General features: G+C 39.4%; 18 protein-coding genes. 5 read left to right on the forward strand and 13 right to left on the reverse strand.

Annotated features, from left to right (window positions below; genetic code table 11):
• Positions 1-132 precede the first annotated feature (132 nt).
• Positions 133-1,791, forward strand: coding sequence for an ABC transporter substrate-binding protein (locus tag CY0110_RS22070; RefSeq protein WP_008277792.1), 1,659 nt, complete (start codon positions 133-135; stop codon positions 1,789-1,791).
• A gap of 3 nt (positions 1,792-1,794) precedes the next feature.
• Here the strand turns inward: CY0110_RS22070 and CY0110_RS22075 are convergent, their stop codons facing one another.
• The 7 genes from CY0110_RS22075 to CY0110_RS22105 form a co-directional block, all read right to left on the reverse strand.
• Positions 1,795-2,838: an alpha/beta hydrolase gene (locus CY0110_RS22075; protein WP_008277793.1), complete on the reverse strand. Its 1,044-nt coding sequence runs from the start codon at positions 2,836-2,838 to the stop codon at positions 1,795-1,797.
• A gap of 230 nt (positions 2,839-3,068) precedes the next feature.
• Positions 3,069-3,791: a DNA/RNA nuclease SfsA gene (sfsA, locus tag CY0110_RS22080; protein ID WP_008277794.1), complete on the reverse strand. Its 723-nt coding sequence runs from the start codon at positions 3,789-3,791 to the stop codon at positions 3,069-3,071.
• A 14-nt stretch (positions 3,792-3,805) separates the two neighbouring features.
• Positions 3,806-4,612: a pyrroline-5-carboxylate reductase gene (gene proC / locus CY0110_RS22085; protein WP_008277795.1), complete on the reverse strand. Its 807-nt coding sequence runs from the start codon at positions 4,610-4,612 to the stop codon at positions 3,806-3,808.
• Between the two features lie 109 nt (positions 4,613-4,721).
• Positions 4,722-5,309, reverse strand: a complete 588-nt coding sequence (locus CY0110_RS22090) for a cell division protein SepF (RefSeq protein ID WP_008277796.1) — start codon at positions 5,307-5,309, stop codon at positions 4,722-4,724.
• A gap of 450 nt (positions 5,310-5,759) precedes the next feature.
• A complete protein-coding gene (locus tag CY0110_RS22095; RefSeq protein WP_008277797.1) occupies positions 5,760-7,529 on the reverse strand; it encodes an ABC transporter substrate-binding protein in 1,770 nt (589 codons plus the stop codon).
• A 79-nt stretch (positions 7,530-7,608) separates the two neighbouring features.
• Complete coding sequence (locus tag CY0110_RS22100) at positions 7,609-8,634, reverse strand: ABC transporter permease (protein WP_008277798.1); 1,026 nt, start codon at positions 8,632-8,634, stop codon at positions 7,609-7,611.
• A 66-nt stretch (positions 8,635-8,700) separates the two neighbouring features.
• Positions 8,701-8,985: a DUF7219 family protein gene (locus CY0110_RS22105; RefSeq protein WP_008277799.1), complete on the reverse strand. Its 285-nt coding sequence runs from the start codon at positions 8,983-8,985 to the stop codon at positions 8,701-8,703.
• A 253-nt stretch (positions 8,986-9,238) separates the two neighbouring features.
• Between CY0110_RS22105 and CY0110_RS22110 the strand changes: the two genes are divergently transcribed.
• Positions 9,239-9,604: a hypothetical protein gene (locus CY0110_RS22110; RefSeq protein ID WP_008277800.1), complete on the forward strand. Its 366-nt coding sequence runs from the start codon at positions 9,239-9,241 to the stop codon at positions 9,602-9,604.
• Between the two features lie 50 nt (positions 9,605-9,654).
• On the opposite strand, the gene gyrB is transcribed toward CY0110_RS22110, so the two are convergent.
• Positions 9,655-11,583: a DNA topoisomerase (ATP-hydrolyzing) subunit B gene (gene gyrB / locus CY0110_RS22115; protein ID WP_008277801.1), complete on the reverse strand. Its 1,929-nt coding sequence runs from the start codon at positions 11,581-11,583 to the stop codon at positions 9,655-9,657.
• Between the two features lie 268 nt (positions 11,584-11,851).
• On the opposite strand from gyrB, the gene CY0110_RS22120 reads away from it, so the two are divergent.
• The 3 genes from CY0110_RS22120 (at position 11,852) to CY0110_RS22130 (ending at position 13,275) form a co-directional block, all read left to right on the forward strand.
• Positions 11,852-12,163, forward strand: coding sequence for a hypothetical protein (locus tag CY0110_RS22120; RefSeq protein WP_008277803.1), 312 nt, complete (start codon positions 11,852-11,854; stop codon positions 12,161-12,163).
• Positions 12,164-12,272: 109 nt separating this feature from the next.
• Entirely contained in the window at positions 12,273-12,566 is a 294-nt protein-coding gene (locus tag CY0110_RS22125; protein ID WP_008277804.1) for a hypothetical protein, read from the forward strand.
• A gap of 148 nt (positions 12,567-12,714) precedes the next feature.
• Complete coding sequence (locus CY0110_RS22130) at positions 12,715-13,275, forward strand: response regulator (RefSeq protein WP_035800348.1); 561 nt, start codon at positions 12,715-12,717, stop codon at positions 13,273-13,275.
• A 67-nt stretch (positions 13,276-13,342) separates the two neighbouring features.
• Here CY0110_RS22130 and CY0110_RS22135 read toward each other — a convergent pair whose 3' ends face one another.
• The 5 genes from CY0110_RS22135 to CY0110_RS22155 form a co-directional block, all read right to left on the reverse strand.
• Complete coding sequence (locus tag CY0110_RS22135) at positions 13,343-14,026, reverse strand: HAD-IIIC family phosphatase (protein WP_008277806.1); 684 nt, start codon at positions 14,024-14,026, stop codon at positions 13,343-13,345.
• 215 nt (positions 14,027-14,241) lie between these two features.
• The gene (gene queG / locus CY0110_RS22140) at positions 14,242-15,171 is read right to left on the reverse strand and encodes a tRNA epoxyqueuosine(34) reductase QueG (RefSeq protein ID WP_008277807.1); all 930 of its coding nucleotides are present in this window, start codon (positions 15,169-15,171) and stop codon (positions 14,242-14,244) included.
• Positions 15,172-15,215: 44 nt separating this feature from the next.
• Positions 15,216-16,388: a glycosyltransferase gene (locus CY0110_RS22145; RefSeq protein ID WP_008277808.1), complete on the reverse strand. Its 1,173-nt coding sequence runs from the start codon at positions 16,386-16,388 to the stop codon at positions 15,216-15,218.
• A 46-nt stretch (positions 16,389-16,434) separates the two neighbouring features.
• Entirely contained in the window at positions 16,435-17,379 is a 945-nt protein-coding gene (locus CY0110_RS22150) for a hypothetical protein (protein WP_008277809.1), read from the reverse strand.
• A 235-nt stretch (positions 17,380-17,614) separates the two neighbouring features.
• Positions 17,615-22,627, reverse strand: coding sequence for an SdrD B-like domain-containing protein (locus tag CY0110_RS22155; RefSeq protein ID WP_008277810.1), 5,013 nt, complete (start codon positions 22,625-22,627; stop codon positions 17,615-17,617).
• Positions 22,628-22,795 lie beyond the last annotated feature (168 nt).

The following is a 22,795-nucleotide window of genomic DNA, read 5'->3' on the forward strand; positions in this document are numbered from 1 at the left end:
GGGGAAGATAGGAGAAAATTCATTAATTCGGGAGTTTCGTCAATGGTTAAATAACAATAAATAGATTGAAGAGAAACCTTCTGACCTAATTATCAGTCACCAAACAGGAGCGTTCACCAGAAAACAGTAAAAATGATGATTAACGGGTTTTGGCCTTGGAAGCGACTACGCCAACTAACAAAATTTATCGTGCTATTTAGCTTCTGTTTCCTTCTAACAGTGGCGTGTAACCAACAACCAGACACTACACCCTCTCCCACTGCTACCACAACAGGCGATCGCATTATCATCGGAACCACAGCCCAACCCCGTACCATTGATCCGGCAGATAGTTACGAAATGGCCGGACTTACCATCATTTACAATCTCAGTGATACCCTTTACACCTATGAACTGGGAACCACTACGTTAACGCCTGAACTAGCCACAGAAATGCCCACCGTCAGCGATGATGGCTTAACTTATACTATTCCCCTAAGAGAAGGAGTTACCTTCCACGACGATACTCCCTTTAATGCAGAGGCTATGGTTTTTTCATTGGAACGGTTTATTAATAATGGGGGTAAACCCTCCTTCTTATTAGCTGACACCATTGATACTGTAGAAGCCACAGGAGAGTATGAGTTAACCATTACCCTAAAACAACCTTTTTCCGCTTTTCCAGCCCTTCTTGCCTTTCCTGGAGCTTGTGCTGTGTCTCCTCAAGCCTATCAAATAGGAGAAGGTAAGTTTATTCCAGATAATCTGGTAGGAACTGGCCCCTATAAACTCAATAATTTTAGTAGTGATTCGGTACAATTAGACGTTTTTGAGAACTACTGGGGCGAAAAACCCAATAATAAGGGCATTGATGTACAAATTTATCCTACCAACCCGGCTAACCTCTTTAATGCCTTTCGGACTCAAGCAGTAGATGTCGCTTATCAATCTTTGACCCCGGAACAAGTTCTACAATTACAACAAGAAGCAGATTCAGGCAAAGGACAAGTGATCGAAAATCCAGGGACGGCTATTTCTTTCATGGCCTTAAATGTGCAGACAGAATTTGTTCAACAGAAACCAGTTCGACAAGCGATCGCTTCTGTAATGGATCGTCAACTTCTCAATGAACGTATTCTCAAAGGTCAAGGTCAGCCTCTTTATAGTATGATTCCTGTCGCTTTTGATGCGTCTAAACCAGTGTTTCAGGAACGTTATGGGGATAATGATAAGGAAGCAGCCAAACAACTCCTACAAGAAGCTGGTTTTTCTGCTGATAACCCTGCTACCGTAGAAATTTGGCATTCTTCTGGTTCGGTTAATTCTAGTCAAGTTGCTGCTATTCTCAAAAGTTTAGCCGAACGAGACTTAGAAGGAATGTTACAATTTGTTCCTAATAGTATTGCTTCGGCTGCTTTCTTCAAAAATTTAAGTCAGGGGTTATACCAGTCAATATTATCTAATTGGTATCCAGACTTTTTAGATGCAGATAACTATATTTATCCTTTTCTTTATTGTGCTAAAGGTTCACCAGAAGAAGGATGTATTGAAGGGGGTTCCCAAAGTCAAGGATCATTTTATTATAATGAACAAGTTAATCAATTAATTGCCCAACAAAGAGAAGAATCAGACCCTCAACAAAGACAACAAATTTTTGCTGAAATTCAAGAAATTTTGGCCGAAGATGTTCCCTATATCCCTCTTTGGCAGACAAAAGAATATGCTTTTGCTCAAAATAATATTGATGGGGTAATCATTAATCCGAGTCAAACCTTTCCCTTCTGGACAATTAATCGTCAGTCTAGCAACTAATCGTTATGTTAAGTTTTCAAGTAATCGATAACGATTGGTTTCAGAGATATATTTACGTCCGAGAATTTCATCAGGAATTTCATCTTGCAACACAAAACGCATATCTGTAACAACACGAGGCACACTAATATAATAGCCATGTTCAGAGGGATCAGTAAAACGAGAAATCACCTTAGTACAATCAATTGGATACACATTGCGAGGCAGTTGTCGAGGTTGAATTGGTCCATCGGTACCGAGACGAGGAGGATTCCCTTTAAAGCGATCGCTGGCCCATAAAGCGAGATCCTCTCGATTAAAGTAGACACTGGTACGACGGGTGATCCGTGGCAGATCAAACAATTTGTCTTGACGATCAAAAGCATCATCATCTTCGTCAGCGGCCATCATCAGAATTTGATCGAATAGTCTGGGTAATTGATCGCCAACTTGGTTTTTTAATTCTTGTACGGCGAAGCGTAAGACATAATTACCCATACTATGAGCAAGAAGATGCAGTTTCTGTTGACATCGGGTATCTAAACCATTGATAAAGTCGGCCACTTTGAGAAATGATCTAGCAAAAGCTGGCCCAGAGGCGGCCGCATCTAAGCGATCATTTCGATAAGCGATCTTATTAGCTGCATTGCGATCGCCTAATAACAATGAACCATCGGAAGGCCAAGAAAATAAACAGATATTCAATTTTAAAGACGGTTGGGGATTACGAGGATCATTACTGGTTAATACCTGATGGAGTTTCGCTGCTGCTGTTAAACTTTCTCGAAAACTGGTGTTATAACCATGAATGAAGATTAGGGTATCTTCTCCTTTTTCTCTCATCTCTTGAGACACTTGTTGTAAAATAGTTTGACTCCCTAAAACTGGGGGATCAGCAAAAAGGTTTTCTGGTGCAAGTTGGATTTGATATTGAGAAAAATCCTCTCCTGTAACTTCAGCTTGTCCGAAGCGCAAGTTAGCCAGTCCATCGTCACTGAAGTTACTGCCAAAGTCACCATTTTCTTCGTTCAGGAGATTTCGGTTAGTTCCAAAGTAAATTTTAGTCATAACAATTTCTTGTCAAGGTTAATAGTTAAATCGTCCCAATATTTAGACGAATAAGAACCCTATGTACACAATTTGTATCTTTTACTCATATTTTGCACCTTTGATAAAACTAGCTAGTATAGACTTTGATTGCTAAGTTTTCTTATAAGGGGTGCAAGATGCCAGTTTTAATAATTACTTAATTTTTAAAAAAGAAGATTGATAATTAAAAGAATAAAATATAAAAGAGGTTAAGATTTCAAATCTGCCAATCCTAAATAACGAATTCCTTGGGGCGTAATTTCAAAACGACAAGGTAAAATTTCAACCCCTTTCTTAACAGCTTCTCGAAATAATTTTCCATACTCTGGATCATAATTATCCCCTGGAGAAAATTGCTGACAATCCCCCCGATTAATAAAATACAACATTATTGGTTGAGCATTCGGTAATAAATCCATTAATTCCCGTAAATGTTTTTGACCACGAGTAGTAACAGTATCAGGAAATAGGGCAATTGCATCTTTAGCTAAGGTAGTATTTTTGACTTCTAAATAAATCGGATTTTGCTCCGTTTCATTGGTTAAAACAAAATCGATTCGACTTTTTTTATCTTTTCCGTAGGGAACTTCTGAACGAACTTTATTATATTTTCCTTTTAAATATGGTAATTTTTCTTGTTCTAAAATCTGTTTAATGACACGATTAGGTAAAGCCGTATTAATCCCCACCCATGTATTATTTACTTCAATTAATTCCCAACTATAAGCCAATTTGCGCTTAGGATTATTACTTTTAGAAACATAGACTCGACTCTCTGCATCACACACCCCGATCATCGGCCCCGTATTAGCACAATGTGCCGTAATCATTTCCCCTGATTCTAACTCTATATCCGCTAAAAAACGTTTATACCGTCGTTTAAGAATACCAGGAATTAAGGGGGGATACGTATAAATAAAATCAGTGTCCATGATTTAGTTATTAGTTATTTTCCCAACTCTTGCGATCGCCGATAAGCTGTTTTGACGGCTTCGATCACCGCAGAACGAAAGCCTTTTTCTTCTAACTTGGCTACTCCTGCAATGGTAGTTCCCCCTGGACTGGTGACATTATCTTTTAACTGACCGGGGTGCAACCCTGTTTCTTTCATTAACGTAGCAGTGCCTAGAACCGTCTGTACAGCGAGTTTAGTCGCGATCGCCCTTGGTAAGCCAGAAGCCACGCCACCATCGGATAAGGCTTCAATCATCAAGGCGACGAACGCAGGGCCTGATCCTGATAACCCGGTGACCCCATCCATCAACGATTCAGGAACTTCTACCACTTCCCCCACTGCCTCAAAGATAGAAGTAGCTAGAGTCACATGGGACGGTTTAACCTGAGTCCCGGCTGCGATCGCTGTCATTCCTGTTCCCACCGTAGCAGGAGTATTAGGCATGACTCGAATAACAGGAAAGTTCGGAAATGCGTTTTCCAAACGGTTTAAGGGGATTCCCGCTAAAATAGACAGAATTAAAGGATAATTGTCCACTGAGTCTAAACTTAACTGAGAGGTCACCTTATCCAAAATTTGAGGTTTAACAGCTAATAATAGGGCTTCTGTGGCTTGTAAGATGTCTTGGTTATGGTCAGTAACACCAACTCCATAGGTTTGAGCTAAAAAGATCCTTCTTGAGCTTTGGGGTTCACTGACTAATAGGGTATTCGCGTTATAAAGTTGCGATGCTAAAAGACGGGTGAGTATTGCTTCTGCCATCACTCCGCCTCCAATGATACCTAGTCTAATAGACACAAGTTTTCAATGGTAAAGTTGTCAACAAGAAAGACTAAGCTTCCCTCAGAGCAGCGATTATCATTTGCTGATTGCTTAATGACTGTTAACGAGAAGCTTGACTCGAAAATTACTGAACTAAACGATTCACCTCTGCGCCCCAGTTAGCTACAGGAGAGGGATTACGAGAAGGATTTACAGGGATTTCAGGAACGTCATGAACGGTACCAGAAAGGTTACTAACTTTGACACAGTTAGGCGTAAAAAGAAAGATACTTTCCCCGATACGTTCTTGATGGCCATCAATAGCGTAGGTTCCTCCAGCCACAAAATCAACAGCCCGTTGTGCTTCTTCTGGTTCCATAACATTAAGATTGAGAACCACAGATTTACGCTCACGAAGGGTTTGAATGACTTGAGGCATTTCGTCAAAGGAATGAGGTTCTACCACAACCACTTCAGCAATATTATTAATTCCAGGCATAGGGACAACATTACCTTTATTGTTTCTCATGTTCAGTTCTGTATTGATATTTGATCCCATAGGTTTTGCCCAGGGACGGGGTTCAACTTCTGGTTGAGCGGAAGCGTTTATTTCTGGTTCTTCCATCTCGTAGTCTGAGTTGCCATCAATTTCAACATAGTTAGGGTCATCGTATTCGATATCGTCTTCTATTGGTTCGGTAATGGCCCAGCGTTTTAGTTTATCTAAAATCATCTTGACATCTCACTGATTTACAAAGCGTTTTTAAGGAGAGGGGATCTGATACTAGATAGCTTTTTTAGCTTCTTATCTTAATAAAATTGTGGGAAAAATACATCCCATCTTTTGCTGTCTTTTTCCCAGATCACTATAAGGTATAGGGTTATGGCTACTTTATAAAAAAGTTAACCTTTTTTTTCAGGGTTTTTGCAGCTTTCTCATCTAGTCGTTACTTCGTTGCTAGATGTTCCCAGAAAAATAATCTTATTCTTTGCATAAAAATATCTCTATGATTACCTGCGGGATAAGTTAGGGGTTCGGAGTTATTTTTTTTGAAAGGATTTGAACAGGGAGTAGGGTGTAGGGTGTCCAATAGTATATACTTGAGAACCAAGTTTATTATTAATTTTACTGTGGGGGTCAACAGTCCTTGACCCTATGCTACCCTTATCTGCTGATAAATTGTTAAGGTTGTTGTTCACTAATATCCTTAACTGAGAGTTTTTCTATGTTCCAAAAAGCACCCCCCAAAGCTGAATATTTAATCCCCTCAAAACGATTTTTAACCGCAGCTAACGAGTAGGGATTAACTAAATAAATAAACGGCAAATATTCTGATACTAATACTTGTGCTTCGTTGTAGATTTCTTTACGTTTATCCATGTCTAATTCTTGAGAACCAGCAATATATAACTGCTCAATTTCTTTTTCCCAATCTGACACTACTCTTCCAGTAATCGGTTTCATTCCAGGTTGAGGTTTTTGGTTAAACATATGTAAATTACCATCGGTGTACCAAAGATTAGGAGAATGGGGTTCATTTCCTCCTGTAAATCCAATAATATGCGCCTCCCAATCTAGAGAGTTACTGAGTTTATCTACCAAAACATTAAACGCTAAAGGACTGAAATTAACCTGCATTCCTAGTTTACCTAAATCCTCTTTAATTTGCGCTCCCATCGCTTCCCTAATTTTGTTTCCTGCATTGGTAATTAAATTAAATTCAACTTCATTTCCTTGACTATCTAATAACTGCCCTTGTGAATTATAGGTAAACCCTGCTTGTAATAATAATTCTTTGGCTTTTTCGGGATTATAATCATACCCTTCTACAGATTGATTATAATAGGGAGATTGCACAGAAACTTGTGTATTTTGAGGACTTCCTAAACCACGATAAATATTATTGATAATTCGAGGTCTATCAATTCCATAGGCAACCGCTTTCCGAAAATTTACATCGTTAAACCATTCAGATTTAATGGGATCAACTAAAGGCTGACCGTCTCGTTTACCTTTATTTTGATTAAAAGAAATAAACACAGTTCCATAGGCTGCACCCCCGTTATAAATGGTAAAATCGCCTCGATCTTCTTCTCTTTTTAACAAAGAAAAATATTCAGGACTTACGCTAATAGAGTCTAAACTTCCTGAGCGAAACTGTAACAACGAAGTATCTGTTGATTCTACAATAGCCCAGATAACTGTCTCAATATTGGGCAACTCATTTCCTTGTTCATTTTCTTTCCAATAATAAGGATTTTTTTCAAATATAACTCGTTGACTGGTGACATATTCTTTGAGTTGATAGGGACCATTCACAATAATATTTTCTGGTGGGGTATCTGTTCCCCACGTTGATAGAAATTTCGGATTTCCTTCAGCATCAGTTTCTTGAATAGTTGTTCGCAAAATATGAGCTGGTAAAATGGGAACAGTGGCATTATCTAAAAAAGGCGCAAACGGTTCTGTTATTTTGAATTCAATTCGTCGATCATCTAACTTTCTAATAGTAGGGAAATCCCCATTACTGCCTACCCGAAAACTATCCCTATAATTGTTAGGAATTTTCTCATTTAGATATAAATCATTGTAAGAAAAAACCACATCCTCTGCTGTTAAAGGTTTACCATCTGACCATTTTAATCCGTCTCTTAAAGTAAAAGTAATAGTTAACTTATCATCGGAAATATCCCAAGATTCTGCTAATGCTGGTTCTTTTTCTGCTGTTAAAGGATTTTCTGTAATTAACCCTTCATAGGTTAACCCAAAAATATTAGGAGACTCTTGAGATAACACAGCATTAAAGGTTTTGGGATCGCTTAAAATGGATAAAACCACTCGATTATCATCTGCTGGTGAAGCACAAGCGGTTATCGTTAAAATAGAAAACCCCAATAAAATTAGGGTTAAAATTTGTCTATAAATTGTTTTAATTTTGTTCAAATATTTCATGATTTAAAAGTAATTTTGTATATATGTTAGTATTTATCAATTTTAAAGTATTACTCTCCCCTTCTGCTTCCTACCTCCATTAATAACGAATACGAGGATCAATGTAAGCGTTAATTAAATCAATTAAAATACTGACCACCACTACAATAGCCCCAAAAAAGACCATAATCCCTTGTACCGTAGGATAGTCCCTCACTGCGATCGCCTCATACAATCGGTTTCCTAACCCTGGCCAGGAAAAGGTCACTTCTGTTAACACTGCACCTCCTAATAAGGCTGCAAATGTCAACCCTAAGACGGTTATAACAGGGATGAGAGCGTTCTTAAGGGCATGGGATAGTAAAATTTTCCTTTCGGGGATACCTCTTGCTCTAGCAGCTTCTACGTAGTCCGCTTGTAACGTTTGTCTTAAATTAACCCTTACCATGCGCTCAAAAATACCACTCAATAATAGACCCAAAGTAAAACAAGGTAAAATTAGGTAATAAACTGCGGTAAAAAATTGCCCCAAATTACCACTAAAAAGGCTATCAAGGGTATAGATACCAGTCCAACCAGTAGGAGGAGTTTGATTAAGGGGAAAACGGGTTCCTAGAGGAAACCAGCGCAACTGCACAGCAAAAATTAACTGAAATAACATCCCTACCCAAAATATGGGCAAAGAATAAGTAATAATGCCAAACAGCCGTCCACTCACATCTACAGAGGTATTAGGGCGAGACGCTGATAAAATACCGATAGTCACCCCAATAGCGATCGCTATCACCATACTATAAAATGTCAATTCCGCCGTTGCCGGAAAATGCTGGCTGATAACCTCCCAAACCGGCTGACCTTGACTCGTAATAGAACTTCCTAGGTTAAAACTGAGCAGTTGCCCCAGATAAGCGGAATATTGTAACCATAGAGGTTTATTTAGTCCTAAACTCTCCCTTAAGGCTTCTTTAGTCGCTTCTGGCGCGCGATTTCCCAAAATAGCATCCGCCGGATCTCCAGGGGTTGCCCGTAATAGTAAGAAAACCAAAGTCACAATGGTCCATACCATCAGAGGAGCAAGAAGAAGACGAGCTACTATATAATACTGTATCGCTTTAGAACGGGACATTATCGACAATGATGTAAGAGTTACATTATTATTAGCTTTAGAGGTGACAATTGGTCAACCTATCTTTTAAGTGTCATCGTCCTCATTATCGTCATCGAATTCTTGACTAAATAAATTCTCTCCTATTTTCAATTCCTCTTTGGATAATCTAAGTTTCTTCCAAAGACCTTTGATTTTGTTATAAGCTTGTTCAGGTTGAATTTTTCCGGCGGTTTCTAAGTTACAAAGATAGCTAACTTCTTGAGCAAACTCTTGTAAATTAGCATTAAAAAGTACATTTTCTGGTTTTACTTCCCCACGATAAGGATAATGGGGATATAAGAAGTCATCTTTATCTTGATTGGATGCCATAATGGCTATTGCCTCAAGGATAGTTCAAAGGGGTTTACCTATAACTATACCGAACATGACACTGTAATCTCTTAACTTTTGACTAATTTCTATGAGAAGTTAATCGACTATACTAACATCTTGCACACTTTATATGAAAACTGAATAATAAAAGTTGAGACAATGAATTCTCAAGCAGTTCGACTCAAAATAAAATTTTCTGACAATATATGTACACTGTAAATGAATAACCTAAACTGTGAGGAAAGTAACGATGAAAGGTACTTATGTGGCGCTGATTGCTCTTGGAACAGGAGTAGTTGGACTTGCAGTGGGTGTACTAGGTGCTGGGTTCATTGGAAAAGGTGCTGTTGTAGGAGGGGCTATTGGTGGTGCAATGGCGGGAATCTGTGCAACAACCGATGCTGCTGTTGACAGTGGTTTAATTAATGAAGAACAAGTGGAGCAACTAGCAACAAGCATTGGCGAGAAATTTGCACAAAATCATCCAGATTTAACAAAAAATATTGCAGAAGCTCCGCCTCCTGGATCTGTTCCCCCGATAAATATCAGTCAAAGTCCTTCGCCTAACTGCGATCGCGTCATTCAAGGAATTTTTCAGCAAATTAGACAAGATTAACTGTTAGTAAAAGAGATGAGTTATCATTTTTTCTCACCTCTTGATAACCTTTAAATATCTAAATCATTGAGATCCAACTTCGGTCCGTAAGTTTCGATAAACTCCCGTCTTGGGGCTACGCGATCGCCCATTAAAATAGTGAAGATGCGATCGGCTTCGGCTGCGTCTTCTATTTCTACCTGTTTCATGCGGCGAGTTTCTGGGTTCATCGTTGTGTCCCACAGTTGGGTAGGCATCATTTCTCCTAACCCTTTAAACCGTTGAATACTGTAATTAGCATTCGCTGGTAAACTATTAATATGCTCTTGTAATTGTCGTTCATTGTAACAATAAACATGATTACGTCCTCTTTCTACTTTATACAAAGGAGGGCAAGCAATATATACATAGCCTTGATCTACTAATGAGCGTTGGTAGCGATAGAAAAAGGTTAATAACAAAGTCCGAATATGCGCCCCATCCACATCAGCATCGGTCATAATTACGATACGATGATAACGCAATTGTGATGAATCGAATTCTTCCCCTTTTATGCCTAACCCTAACGCCGTAATTAAGGATTGAATCTCATTATTTTTGTAGATTCTCGCATCGTCAGTTTTTTCAATATTAATAATCTTACCTCTGAGGGGTAAAATCGCTTGAAACCGTCGATCTCTTCCTTGTTTAGCTGAACCGCCGGCGGAGTCTCCTTCCACTAAGAAAATCTCTGATTCTTCGGGATCTCTGGTACTACAATCTGCTAATTTTCCAGGTAAGGGAGAAGATTCTAAAACGGACTTACGACGCACTAATTCACGGGCCCGTCTGGCTGCTTCTGCTGCTTTAAACGCTTGGACTGCTTTTTCAATAATACTATCAGCAACATGGGGATTAAATTCTAAGTATTCGCTGAGGACTTCCCCTACCAAAGAATCTACAATACCCCGAACTTCTGTATTCCCTAATTTGGTTTTCGTTTGTCCTTCAAATTCTGGTTCGGGAACTTTAACAGAAATGACACCCGTTAACCCTTCTCGGACATTTTCACCCCCTAAGTTAGAGTCATTATCCTTTAATTTGTTGCGTTTACGAGCAACATTATTCATGGTTCGGGTGAGGACGGTTTTTAATCCTTCTAAATGAGTTCCTCCATCAATGGTCCGAATGTTATTAGCAAAACCTAACAAGTTATCGCTATAAGCATCCACACACCAAAGTAACGCAACTTCTACTTGGGTTCCGTTCTTTTCCCCTGAAACGAAAATAATGTCTTGATGGAGGGGATCTTTATCCCGACACATATAAGTGACGTATTCCTTAATTCCCCCTTCGTAGCAATAACTTTCAATATGGGGTTCTTCTTTTCGATTATCCGTAAAGGTGATTTTTACCCCTGCATTGAGATAAGCTAATTCTCTTAATCTTCCTGCCAAGGTACTATAATCAAACTCAGTTCCTACGGTAAATATTGTTTTATCAGGCAAAAAAGAAATTGAAGTACCAGTCGAGTGATCTTTGTCTGCCTTTGTTTCTAAACTGGTAATCGGAACTCCCCGTTCATACCGTTGAGTATGAACCTGATCATCTCGCCAAACTTTGACAATCACCCATTCAGATAAGGCATTCACTACCGAAACACCAACGCCGTGTAACCCGCCTGACACCTTATAACCACCACCGCCAAATTTTCCGCCGGCATGAAGAACGGTCATCACAGTTTCTAGGGCGGACTTTCCCGTGCTAGGATGAACATCAGTGGGAATACCCCGACCATCATCAGTCACTGTCACCGAACCGTCTGGGTTAATATCAATTTCGATATGGGTGCAATAACCAGCTAAAGCTTCATCAATGGAATTATCCACAACTTCGTAGACGAGGTGATGAAGTCCCCTTGGCCCGGTGGTTCCAATGTACATCCCTGGACGTTTGCGGACGGGTTCTAACCCTTCAAGAACTTGAATTTGCTCTGCACCGTAATTACTTTTCGTGGTCATGGAGTTTCCTTGATAATGGCTTGTAAGGTGGCTGATGCCGACTCAATGGCAAAATCTTCAAAAATTGTAACACATAAGGGTTGAAGGCTGCTTAAACTTGAAATGAGAATATTTATATTTTGAGGTGTAGATAAGTAATAAATCCCTGCCAACAACAATTTACCCGTTATGGTTTAAGTCTATCGATAGTTATAAGAAAAAATTGTTACGATTCATAATATTCCTGGACAACATTACCCCAGATTTATTTTAGAGAGGGATTATAATCATGGTCTATTCCTTATTTTATCGGGTTATCCCCCTAAGTGTAGTGCTTCCAATGATATTTTTAGAGATCGGAGTTGCTTTGCCCCCACCAGAAGACATTCCTGAAGAAGTGTTACGAACGGAAATTATCACCGAAGGGCGATCGCCAATGAATGGGGAACCCTTAACCGCAGCAGAGTATGCTCAAATTCGAGAAAAATTAGGAGAAAGACCCTATCCTCCCGAAATTGACTCAAAATTACAAAATCTTATCTTTTTATTAAAAATTCGCAAAATGCTAAAAACCTTTGTGCCGTTACCCATCATACCTTGATCCTGATCACAGTTATTTCGGGAAAATTTCACTGCGTATCATGAGAAAAAGAACTATAACAGTTTTATAGGAAAGAAATAATGAAGTTAGTTTTTGTAGCTCGATTATCATGAAAATTTCAATTAATTTAGGAATGATTCTACAGGGTAGTGTGATATTTGTTATTGCTTTTATTTTATTAGGAGATAAAATATTACCTAATTCTGTTGGGAAGGTTAGTACCAATACCAGAGAGACTATTTATAAAACAGTTAGCCAATTTATTGCCGAAGAAAAAGAAGAGTATAGTACTTTAAAAGGAGACCAAGAGAAAGGAACGATTAAAGTTAAATTTGAAACAACCGATGAATTTTTCAACCGCGCTGTAGAAGAAGCTCAAAAACAAACCAATTCAAGTCAATAATCCCTCAATCTAATTTTTCTATTGAGGTTGTTAGTTTAGGGAAATTTTGGGGAATCTTAAAGAAGAGGGATAACCAACCTATCACCGTTAGGGGTGAAGATCGATTACCTCAAAAACCATTGATTTAACGCTTGAAAGGGAGTTTACTGTGTCAACTCATAAAATACTCGTCATTGATGATAGTAAAGTGATCCGGATGCGGGTTAAAGATATGTTGCCAGAAGGCAATTTTAAAGTTCTTGAAGCCAAAGATGGTGTTGAAGGATACAATCTCATCCGTAGCGAAAAACCAAACCTGATCATGTTAGATTTTCTTCTACCGAAAATGAGTGGTTGGGATGTTTACCAAGAAGTGCAAAAAGAATACGATCTCAAAAAAATTCCTCTTGTCTTGATGTCAGGACGAAAAGAAGAGGTAGTCGAAAAACTTAATGAACCCTTTGAATATTTTTCTTTTATTGAAAAACCTTTCGAGAAAAAACAGCTACTTGAGGCCATTAAAGATGCCATGGCCAAAGCAAGAAAGCATCCAACACCCAAAGAATTACCAGTATCCACCTCTCAAACTTCAGAAGGGGTAACTGATAATTCTACTATGGCCCAAGAAATTATTACTCTCCGTGAACAAGTAAATACCATGCAAGGGGAAATTGATCTACTCAAGAAACAACTAAGACAAGTTTTAGGTTTTATCAGACAAAAAGGGTAGACCTTGAGATAATATCCCCTTGCTATTTCTTCTTCATTGGCAAGGGTTTATTATTACTAGATTATCTTTACATTGTTAGATGATTAACTCTAGATAAATTATCTAAGAGGTTATATTGATAATTGTCCAGTATGGTTATTAGTTCATTGGGATGATTAATAAGGAAATCTGGTTTTTCTTTTGCCAATGCTTCACTAGAATTAAATCCCCAGGTTACGCCGATACATTTTACATGACTTTTTTTAGCAGAATTAATATCTCTTGTTTCATCGCCAATATATATGAATTCATGGGGAAGGAGTTGTTTTTCCTTGAGTAGTTTTTTAATGATTTTATGTTTACCAAATAAGGTAGATCCCGTATAAATAAAATCAAAAAATTGGTCTAATTCATGATTTTGGAGAAAACTAATCACATTATCTTCAGCATTAGAGGTGATAATTCCTAAGGTATAGCCTTTATTCTTTAATTGTTTAACACAAGTAGGGATTTCCTTGATGGGTTCAAGGTCTTTAATTTTATGGTTGAGTTCAGATTTAACTCGCTTCAAAACAAACGGTATTTTAAGAGGAGAGATTTCTGAGTGTTTAATGAGATCCCTTGCACTGAGATTTTTAAGTTTTTCCTGTTCTTGTTCATCAACAGGTTTATAACCAAATTCTTCTGATAAACTATTGGCAATAGTAATAAAAGCCTCATAAGTATCAGCGAGGGTCCCATCAAAATCAAAAACAATTACTTTGAGTGTCATTTTTTGCGGGTTAAGAATGAAGAGTAAGAGTGGCAAGAGAAATTATGTTTATTGTTTCTTTTCTCATGGGAAAAGAACTATTACTCTAGAGAATCTAAAGTAAATAGGTATGCGTCACATGGTTTGGCTAAGACTAAAGAGACAATAGACACAGAGAGAAATAGGGAACCAAAAAAGTCCTCATCTGTTGCCAAATGTGCATTAATTTAATTTCTCTATTCTTCTAGGTTAGCACGAGCATTCCGTTGCCACATAGTCGGTTTAATTCTCCTTAGTGCAGAGGCCGGAAATTGTTGTTGCCATTTTTCGTGGGTTAAATCGGCTAATTTTTCTAACTTTGGGGCGATATTTCCAGAATAAGGTTGAAAATCTGGGATATCAGTTTCTTGGGAAAATCGCTGATTCCAAGGACACACTTCTTGGCAAATATCACACCCGGCGACCCATCCTTGTAAATTATCGGCGATCGTTTTAGGAAGCTGTTCAGCGCGATTTTCGATAGTATGATAAGCGATACAACGGTTAGCGTCTACTACAAAGGGACGAGCGATCGCATTGGTGGGACAAGCCTCTATACATCGCGTGCAAGTGCCACAATGTTCTGTATGAGGAGTATCAGAAATTAAGTTCAGATTAGTTAAAATTTCCCCTAAAAAGACCCAACTACCATACTCTCTAGTGATGATATTACTATTTTTAGCGATCCAACCAATCCCTGCTCGCTGCGCCCAAACTTTGTCTTGAATAGGCCCAGTATCAACATAGTAACGGGTTTTTATCGTATTATCTTCGTTTTCCAACCATTGACTTAAAGCTTTGAGCTTTTTTTGCATCACTTTATGATAATCTCGTCCCCATCCGTAGCGAGAGATTTTACCGTGTTTTTTATCTTCAGACTGTTGATGAGGCGTATAATAATTAAGAGCAACAGAAATGACTGATTGAACGTCTGGCATACACTGACGAATATCAAAGCGTTTCGGGTTATTCATCCAGGCCATTTCTGCTTGATAACCTAAGTTTAACCAAGCTTGAAGATGATCAACAGCATGATCTTGATAATCAGTATTAACCCTAGCAATGCCAACTTTATGAAAGCCAATTTCAAGAGCTTTTTGTTTAATTTTCTTGGTTAATTCTTGCATTTTAGAGATTCCCTTCTGAGAAGGGAATAGAAGCAACAACAAGATCAATTTTGAATTAAACGATGTTTAACCATTTTTCCATGACTGGTTAACTTAAATTCAACCCCGCGCCAAATAACAGTGCGTTGGGTAAAAGCTAATCCCCAAAAAATTAAACCCACTACATCACGAAAGGGTAATAAATATAAATTCTTGATGGTTTCTTTGTCTTTCATTATCTGGGCTACCATCATAGCACTTATCATTCTAATAACGATAGTGGCTAATAATATTCCTAATCCGATTAAATCCGATCTTAATAAGGCAAAAATTAAAGCAAAGGGAATCGAACGAATTAAAACCGTTGAAATAAAAGCAGAAGGTCTAGCTAAATAGGTATTTTGATCCCAATATACCTGATGACTCCACCAATTTTGACCACTGGCTAGGTCTACTACCACATCAATCATATAGGGTAAGAGAACCATTTTTTGTCCTGAAGTCCATACCCGTCGTCCGATTTCATAATCTTCTACTAAATAATCAGCTAAACTTTCTAAACCCCCTAATTTATCTAGGGTTGAGCGACGAATGGCAATGGATGGCCCTAAACAAGAATTAGAAGCCCCTGTTACCTCTGCAAACATAACACTGGGCATAAAGTCGGCATTCATGGTCAAAAGTTCCATTTTTTCGTACCAACTGTCTGCTTTGGTCACTTTGAAGGGGGTACACACACAACCGACATTGGGATTAGCCAGAGGATTGACAATATTGCTAATATAATCAGGCCGTAGATGGGTGTCGCTATCGCTAATGATAATAATATCGTGACGGGCTTCTTGGATGGCTCCTAACAGGTTATTAACCTTACCATTAGCCCCTGCTTCAACGGTACTGATGACCACAGAAATGCGATCGCTACCAAACTCCCGTTGGATCTCTTTTAAGATAGGATAGGCTGGATCTTGAGCATCCTGAACTGAGTAGATAATTTGATAATTGGGATAATCTTGAGTGGCAATAGTTCTTAAATTGCGTTCAAGACTTTTTTCTAAACCTCGCACGGGTTTTAATACAGACACTGGGGGGGTAAAGGGATTCTTTTGAGGCGTAATACTTGGAGATCCCTTAAAAAACCGTTTAACGGTAGCAACCGTTAATAAAGAAAAAACTGATCCTCCGACAACGGGAATCAAACAAAGCCCTTGTAGGCTATGAATAGGATTGAATAACAATTTTGATGTTCCTCACACAATAGATTTTTTATTATCTAATGGTATTTTAAGAGAGATTATTATCTTGATTGTCATGGTTACGAGACAAACCTAAAGCACTAAGCACAAATCCGCCTAACCCAATCAACGCACTCGGTTCAGGAATTTCTACAGTTTCTAGGGCAACGGTTTGTTCACCCATAGCTGTTCCTCCCCCTGGAATAGATTCATTAATAGGACGATAAGCTATGGCAGGTTCTTCAAAACCGTCACCAGTGACTGGACCTGTGTTATTCTGAGGGGCAGTAAAGCCTGGACCGGTAATTCCTGTCACTGGGTTTAGTAAATCCCCAGGAAAACTGACTTCGTAAGCATCAGGAATACTGTTGACTGTATTAGACTTAATCGTTGCATACACAGTACCCTCCACAGACAGATCCCCATCATTATCCACTTGAAGACCAGGAAAAGGTGAAGTTGGATCAATCGATGCTTTATCTCCCCCTAAATCTCCTCCTAATTCAAGATTGTAGTAGTTAATTACTTCAAAATTGTAAGGATTAGCCGATAAGTTGTTAATAGTAACCTTTTGTCTTAAAGAGGATAAAAACCCTTTTGTTCCGCCACCATTAAGATCGTAGTCCAGAATAACCACAAACAGATCCGTTTTGGTATCAGGATCTTGATAAGTATAGGTAATACTTGCTGTATCTGCCGTGTTCTGAGTCAAAACACCATTCTCAAGACATCCAGGGGTTTCGATCAGAACAAAACCACTATCACAAAAATTAAGAGCATCGGTTTTGAAAAAGGTACTCATTTGATATAGTTGATTTGTACCATTTACTGTCCAATCATAGAACCCATCGACACTGTTATCAAACTCAGCCGTTGAGTTACCATCTGTCAGAATAAATGAAGTAGGAAATACCCTTGTAGCAACAACGATAGAAGCTCCAACAATGGCAGCTAGAGAAGGTAGTATAAACTTTTTTATCGCTTTGTTAACCATTATAAATTTATGTATTTCGATCTAAATAGATTTAACGAGATTCTAACGAATTTGAAGTTAAACAACAAGCTCAATAGTGTTTTTCTATACCGAATATTTTGTCTCAGTACAAAAAAACTCAACGAAAAAAGCAAGAATATCAATTCTTAAACAGTTACAGTCAAAAGAAAGGTCTAGCATTGCTAGACCTCAGAAACATTAAAAATATGTTATCGATTCAATTGACAAGATGGAACTAAATAAAGTAACTTCCTGCTGTTAAAGTGCTATTGGGAACGCCAGAGGTCAGATCGCCGGCAGCAAAAGTCATTCCTGTAACATTAATAATCAGGTCAGAATTAGGATCAAAACCAGCCACACCGTCATTATTAACCCCAAGGTATAAGCGTCCCCGTGAACCGTAAATAACTGCTTCATTGCTGCCTAAAGCGGTTCCGGTGCCGTCTTTATTGGCAAAAGCAGCCTCTGTGAGATCAGTTAGAGTACGTTGACGGAAGCGAGTTCCTGCATAGAAAAGGCCAGTAATAGCAGCAGGAAGATCAATGCGATCGCCTTCTTGAGAACTAAAATTACAGATGTAATCAAGCTCATCCACAGTGGACTCATCAAAGCTATCGTATTGATAAATATCTGCGCCGTCTTGGCCAAAGAGATAATCAGCACCAGCACCACCAACTAAGGTATCACTGCCAATACCCCCATAAATGTCGTCGTTTTCACTGCCGCCCAAGAGCAGATCATCGCCTCCGTCTCCTAATAGGGTATCGTCTCCTAATCCTCCTTCTAAGGTGTCAGCATCTTCTGGTGTAGCATCTTTGAGGCATTCAGCTAAGATTCCAGTAATCAGGGCTTGATCTTGATCATCTTCTGAAAGAATGTTGTTGTTAGGGGTCGAATCAATATCATTTTGATCCATACTGCTAACTTGAGCAGAATTAATATAAACTTCTGACCCTGTATTCTCCTTGACGATCGCATCAATGGTTAAAGTGGCTGAAGAATTAGCATTTAGAGTTCCAATAGTCCAGTTACCTGTTCCATTGTCATAGGTTCCGGCGGAAGCAGAGGAGGTGCTGTAGGTGTAACCACTGGGTAATAAATCCTTAACCGTCACTCCAGAGGCAGCCACCATCGTATCTTCGTTGGTTAAGGTGAGGGTAAACGTCACCATGTCCCCTGTATTAAAGACTGTTGTACCTTGTCCATTAGTGTTAACGGTTTTAGTTAAAGCGAGGTCAGTGATTTGAGCAGTAATACCAAAATCGTAATCAACGGCCGTTGTATTGGGTTCTAAGACAATAGCACTGGTGATGTTGTTAGTTTGTGTACCGCCGACATTCCCTACATCAGCTTTAGAAGTTATATTACTGGTTTCGGTGACGGTGTAGCCTGTACCATTAGAAGGACGCAAATTGTTAAAAATGTAGTTACCATTAGCATCGGTCATGACACTGGTGTTAACCACTTGTCCCTTATCATTGGTTCCTGTTAACTGAATGGTTTCATTGGCACGAATGGCATCAGTGTCTGGATCGTAAACACTGTTATTGTTTTTATCGATATAAGCGGTTCCTGCGAGACTACTACCGAGAATTTCCCCAAAATTGTAATTAATCGCGTTATTGACTTGACCTCCAGAAAAACCAATACCTGCAATTTCAGAGGGATTCGCTAATTGATTAATACTACTTTGTGCTGGATTAGTATCAGCCCCTGTTCCTACTCTTTCGAGGCCATCAAGATATCCTGATGGTTGAGTAGCTTGGACAACCCGATAAGTGTCATTGGGAAGGGGAACATTATCAGTCACATTGCGACGATCAAAGAAGTAGTTTCCATTAGCATCAGTGGTGGTGGATGCAATCAAGGTTCCGGTGCTGTTGTATAACTGCATCGTTAGCCCGGCAATCCCTACAGTTTCTAAACGAGAACCATCAAAGGAGTCAATATCGAGAATACCGTTGCCGTTTTCGTCGTAGTAAACTGTTCCTGATAGGGTGTTTCCAGTGGGAATTTCACCGAAGTTGTAGTTAACCCCTGTCCCACCTGTGGGGAGGACAATATTCGTGATGGTATCTGCACCAGTTAGGACGTTGCGATCGCCTTCTAATACTCCATTAACCCTTCCTCCGTTATTAGTCCCAGTAACTGCGCTATTATCATCAAAATTGGCCGTTGTACCTGGATCACCAGTTTCTGTAATGGTATAAGTCCCTGGACGAAGGTTATTAAAGGAATAGTTACCATTGACATCGGTTTGCACAACAATGGGACTAATGGCTCCTAAATCGTTGGTTCCGGTCAAGGTAATATTAATCCCTGAAAATCCGCTTTCACTAGGATCTTTAACGGCATTATTGTTTAAATCTCGATAAACAGTTCCTGAAATATTGCCAGGAGATAATTCTCCAAAGTTATTCCCCGTAATATCTAAACCGTCTGGTGTCGTAGTAAATGTACCAATAATCGAGTCATTATTAACGGTGGGTGGGCTATCCCATTGATCCATCCCAGGAACGTAACTATCAGTTCCATCAAGGTAAGTAGAGGGTTGGACTTCTCTGATTTCATAGGTTCCTGCTGCAACATCGGTAAAAGTGTAGTTACCATTGGCATCAGTGGTGGTGGTATCAACCAGAGTCATTCCCTGATACAGTTCGAGGGTAACATCTGCAATCCCACTTTCTCCTATATCTAAGACCCCATTATTGTTATCGTCTTCATAAACGGTACCAGAGAGGGTATTGATAAAGTTTTGATTTTCAGGACTTTGATCATTGGGATAACCAAAATCATAATTAATGCCATCAATACCTGTGGTTACGGGATCAAGGGTAATGTTGCTAATTTGTCGGTTGCTGGCTGTGCCATCAGTGATTCCACCAACGGTTCCCACATTCTCGGCCGGGTCTTCGTTAGCATTATCAATGTTGGGATTGTCGACGATAACACGGTATTCTCCGGGGGTTAAATCACCAAAATAATATTTTCCGTTGGTATCAGTGGTTTGGGTGCTAATGGTAGTGTCATCGGCCGTATCAAACAGTCCATCATCTCCAGCTTCGATGAGAGTAACTTCGACTTCAGATAGTCCAGTTTCATTGGCATCTTTGATACCATCTCCATCAAAGTCAAAGTAAGTTGTCCCACTAATACTGCCAGGAATCAATTCGCCAAAATTGTAATTAATTCCTTTATCTCCAGCAGCTAGGGTAACAGCAAAAGTATCATTACCAGGCTGAGTTGCTGTAGTTGCACCGGTTCCCAAGGTATCGATACCATCTTTATAACCAGTCGGTTGGGTTTGTGTAACGGTATAGGTTCCTGGGGCAAGATTCGTAAAACTATAGTTACCAGTAAAGTTAGTAACGACTGTTTCTGTAACAGGGATCTCTTCATCAGTGACTCCCGTTAATGTGATGGTAACACCTGCAATACCGGGTTCTGTAACATCTTTAATGCCATCATTATCAATGTCTTGATACACTGTCCCTGATACACTACCAGGAATTGTTCCACTATAGACATTAACTGTCGCAGTATCTGTATCGGTTAAGGGTCGGAAGTTTGATCCCCCTTGTCCCCCTGCATTGTACTGTCCCCAAGTGCTGCCTGTATTAATGACAGTACCCACACTATTGAAGGTGCGGTCTACAAAGAAAATAACCGTTTCTCCTGCTAGGAGATCATCTTGAATGTTATCGTATTGAGCATCGGGAGATGCTTTTAAATTGTTTGTTCCTAAGACAATTCCGGTGGTTTGATTGGCACTGTAGAGAATGGGAGGAGCAGAAGTTCGGGTTCGACCATCGGGTGCTGAAAAGTTAGCAGGATTACGGTTATCATTGCTTTGAGCATCAAAAACAACAAAATCATCGCTTACATCATTGGGTGTTCCGTTATCATCGTAAATTTCAATGGCATCAATATCAAACCCGGTGGTTTGACTCGGATTGCCGGTATGCTCTAATTTATAGATGTAACGAACCGTTGTACCAGCCACGACATCTAAGGAGTCAACCCCAACAATATCGGCACCGCTTAAGTCGGTGGTCACAGTTTTCGTTAAGCGGAGTCCTACATCGGCCGCAGGAACCTCAAACCCAGCAAATTGTTTAAAGGGAATGGTTTGATTTCCTACATTAATCGTCGGCGTTCCTGAAGAACGAGACACCACCCTCGCTGCTTGGGTATCGGCTTGTAGGTTTCCTGTGGGAGTAGTACCGGGATCGCAATCGAGTAAGGTATCCACCCGAACCACGATTTGTTCAAAGGCTTCAATATCGGTCACTCGAATAGTGGCATCGAGGGTAGCACCAGGCTGAAACTCAGTTCCATTAATGGCTTGACTGACGAGATAGGCGATACTTCCCCCATCATCTATATTTCCCGTATCTACTCCATTGGGACCAGCCCCATTTTGTACTGGTCCATAGTTAACCCCCACATAGGTGATTTCGTGATGAGAAACTCCTCGTTGTCCAGTGGTGTTGGCAAGAAAAGACAAATCAACTTCGATGGTATGGGGATCGTCGGTGTTACTGGCCCCGTCATGGGAAATAACAACAAAATACGTGACAATATCCCCACATTCAAAGTCCCCTGCTTCTAAGGATTCAACCGCATCTAAGGTTTTACCAATGGTGCGATCGTTATAAGCACCCCCACCAGTGGTGTGATCGTAAGTAAAAGGGGCTGCTGCGATAAAATCAATGGAAATGTTACCCCCAGAATCAGTAAAGGTATGTAAGGCGATTTCCCCTGAATCTAATCCCTCGGCACTGAGGTCAAAGGTCGCTCCTAGAGAGTCATCCGGGTTAACATACCATTCGGTAACAATTTCACCATTTTTTACCCCATCTAAGTCATTGACCCCTCCATCAATAACTTGCCAAGCGTTATGACCTAAACCGTCTAAAATCTCTATTTCGCCAGTGTCGGGATCGATATGATTGACTTGAAATTCTACAGTTTCCCCTACAGCAAACCCTGTGGCGGTAATGATAGCGGTTTCCCCAGGACTATAGTCCAATTTATCGGTAGTAACTGTGGCATCCCCTATGACATTGGTTGAGGTAGTTTGGTTAGTTGATTGACTATTTTCTTGGTATTCTTGGAAAAATTTTGATTGAAAACTGTTTGAAGAAGGTTTAAAAGACCTTGAAGATTGGTTTAAATTTAGGTTAAAGTCTTCTATGTTTAAAGGATCTTTTAGAAGTTTTTGTAAATATTCTCTTTCGTGATTCATGATTAATCTCCAAAATTAATGGTTTCGGGCAAACAACAAGGAACAGAAATCTTCCGACAAACGGAATTATTTTAAAGATACTTTAATTACAGGATTAAATTCAAAAAGCGATATTAATTTTTAAGATTACAAAATACATCTTGTTAAAAATTTAAGGCTTTTTCAATT

Source organism: Crocosphaera chwakensis CCY0110 (genome assembly GCF_000169335.1).
In the GTDB taxonomy this organism is placed as follows: Bacteria; Cyanobacteriota; Cyanobacteriia; order Cyanobacteriales; family Microcystaceae; genus Crocosphaera; species Crocosphaera chwakensis.

Bases quoted from the DNA above. Each gene is read 5' to 3' on its own strand.
- CY0110_RS22070 (WP_008277792.1), top strand. From the start codon at position 133: ATGATGATTAACGGGTTTTGGCCTTGGAAGCGACTACGCCAACTAACA.
- CY0110_RS22090 (WP_008277796.1), bottom strand. From the start codon at position 5,309: ATGATTTTAGATAAACTAAAACGCTGGGCCATTACCGAACCAATAGAA.
- CY0110_RS22110 (WP_008277800.1), top strand. From the start codon at position 9,239: ATGAAAGGTACTTATGTGGCGCTGATTGCTCTTGGAACAGGAGTAGTT.
- CY0110_RS22155 (WP_008277810.1), bottom strand. From the start codon at position 22,627: ATGAATCACGAAAGAGAATATTTACAAAAACTTCTAAAAGATCCTTTA.
- CY0110_RS22100 (WP_008277798.1), bottom strand. From the start codon at position 8,634: ATGTCCCGTTCTAAAGCGATACAGTATTATATAGTAGCTCGTCTTCTT.
- CY0110_RS22095 (WP_008277797.1), bottom strand. From the start codon at position 7,529: ATGAAATATTTGAACAAAATTAAAACAATTTATAGACAAATTTTAACC.
- CY0110_RS22125 (WP_008277804.1), top strand. From the start codon at position 12,273: ATGAAAATTTCAATTAATTTAGGAATGATTCTACAGGGTAGTGTGATA.
- CY0110_RS22075 (WP_008277793.1), bottom strand. From the start codon at position 2,838: ATGACTAAAATTTACTTTGGAACTAACCGAAATCTCCTGAACGAAGAA.
- gyrB (WP_008277801.1), bottom strand. From the start codon at position 11,583: ATGACCACGAAAAGTAATTACGGTGCAGAGCAAATTCAAGTTCTTGAA.
- CY0110_RS22105 (WP_008277799.1), bottom strand. From the start codon at position 8,985: ATGGCATCCAATCAAGATAAAGATGACTTCTTATATCCCCATTATCCT.
- queG (WP_008277807.1), bottom strand. From the start codon at position 15,171: ATGCAAGAATTAACCAAGAAAATTAAACAAAAAGCTCTTGAAATTGGC.
- CY0110_RS22120 (WP_008277803.1), top strand. From the start codon at position 11,852: ATGGTCTATTCCTTATTTTATCGGGTTATCCCCCTAAGTGTAGTGCTT.
- sfsA (WP_008277794.1), bottom strand. From the start codon at position 3,791: ATGGACACTGATTTTATTTATACGTATCCCCCCTTAATTCCTGGTATT.
- CY0110_RS22135 (WP_008277806.1), bottom strand. From the start codon at position 14,026: ATGACACTCAAAGTAATTGTTTTTGATTTTGATGGGACCCTCGCTGAT.
- CY0110_RS22150 (WP_008277809.1), bottom strand. From the start codon at position 17,379: ATGGTTAACAAAGCGATAAAAAAGTTTATACTACCTTCTCTAGCTGCC.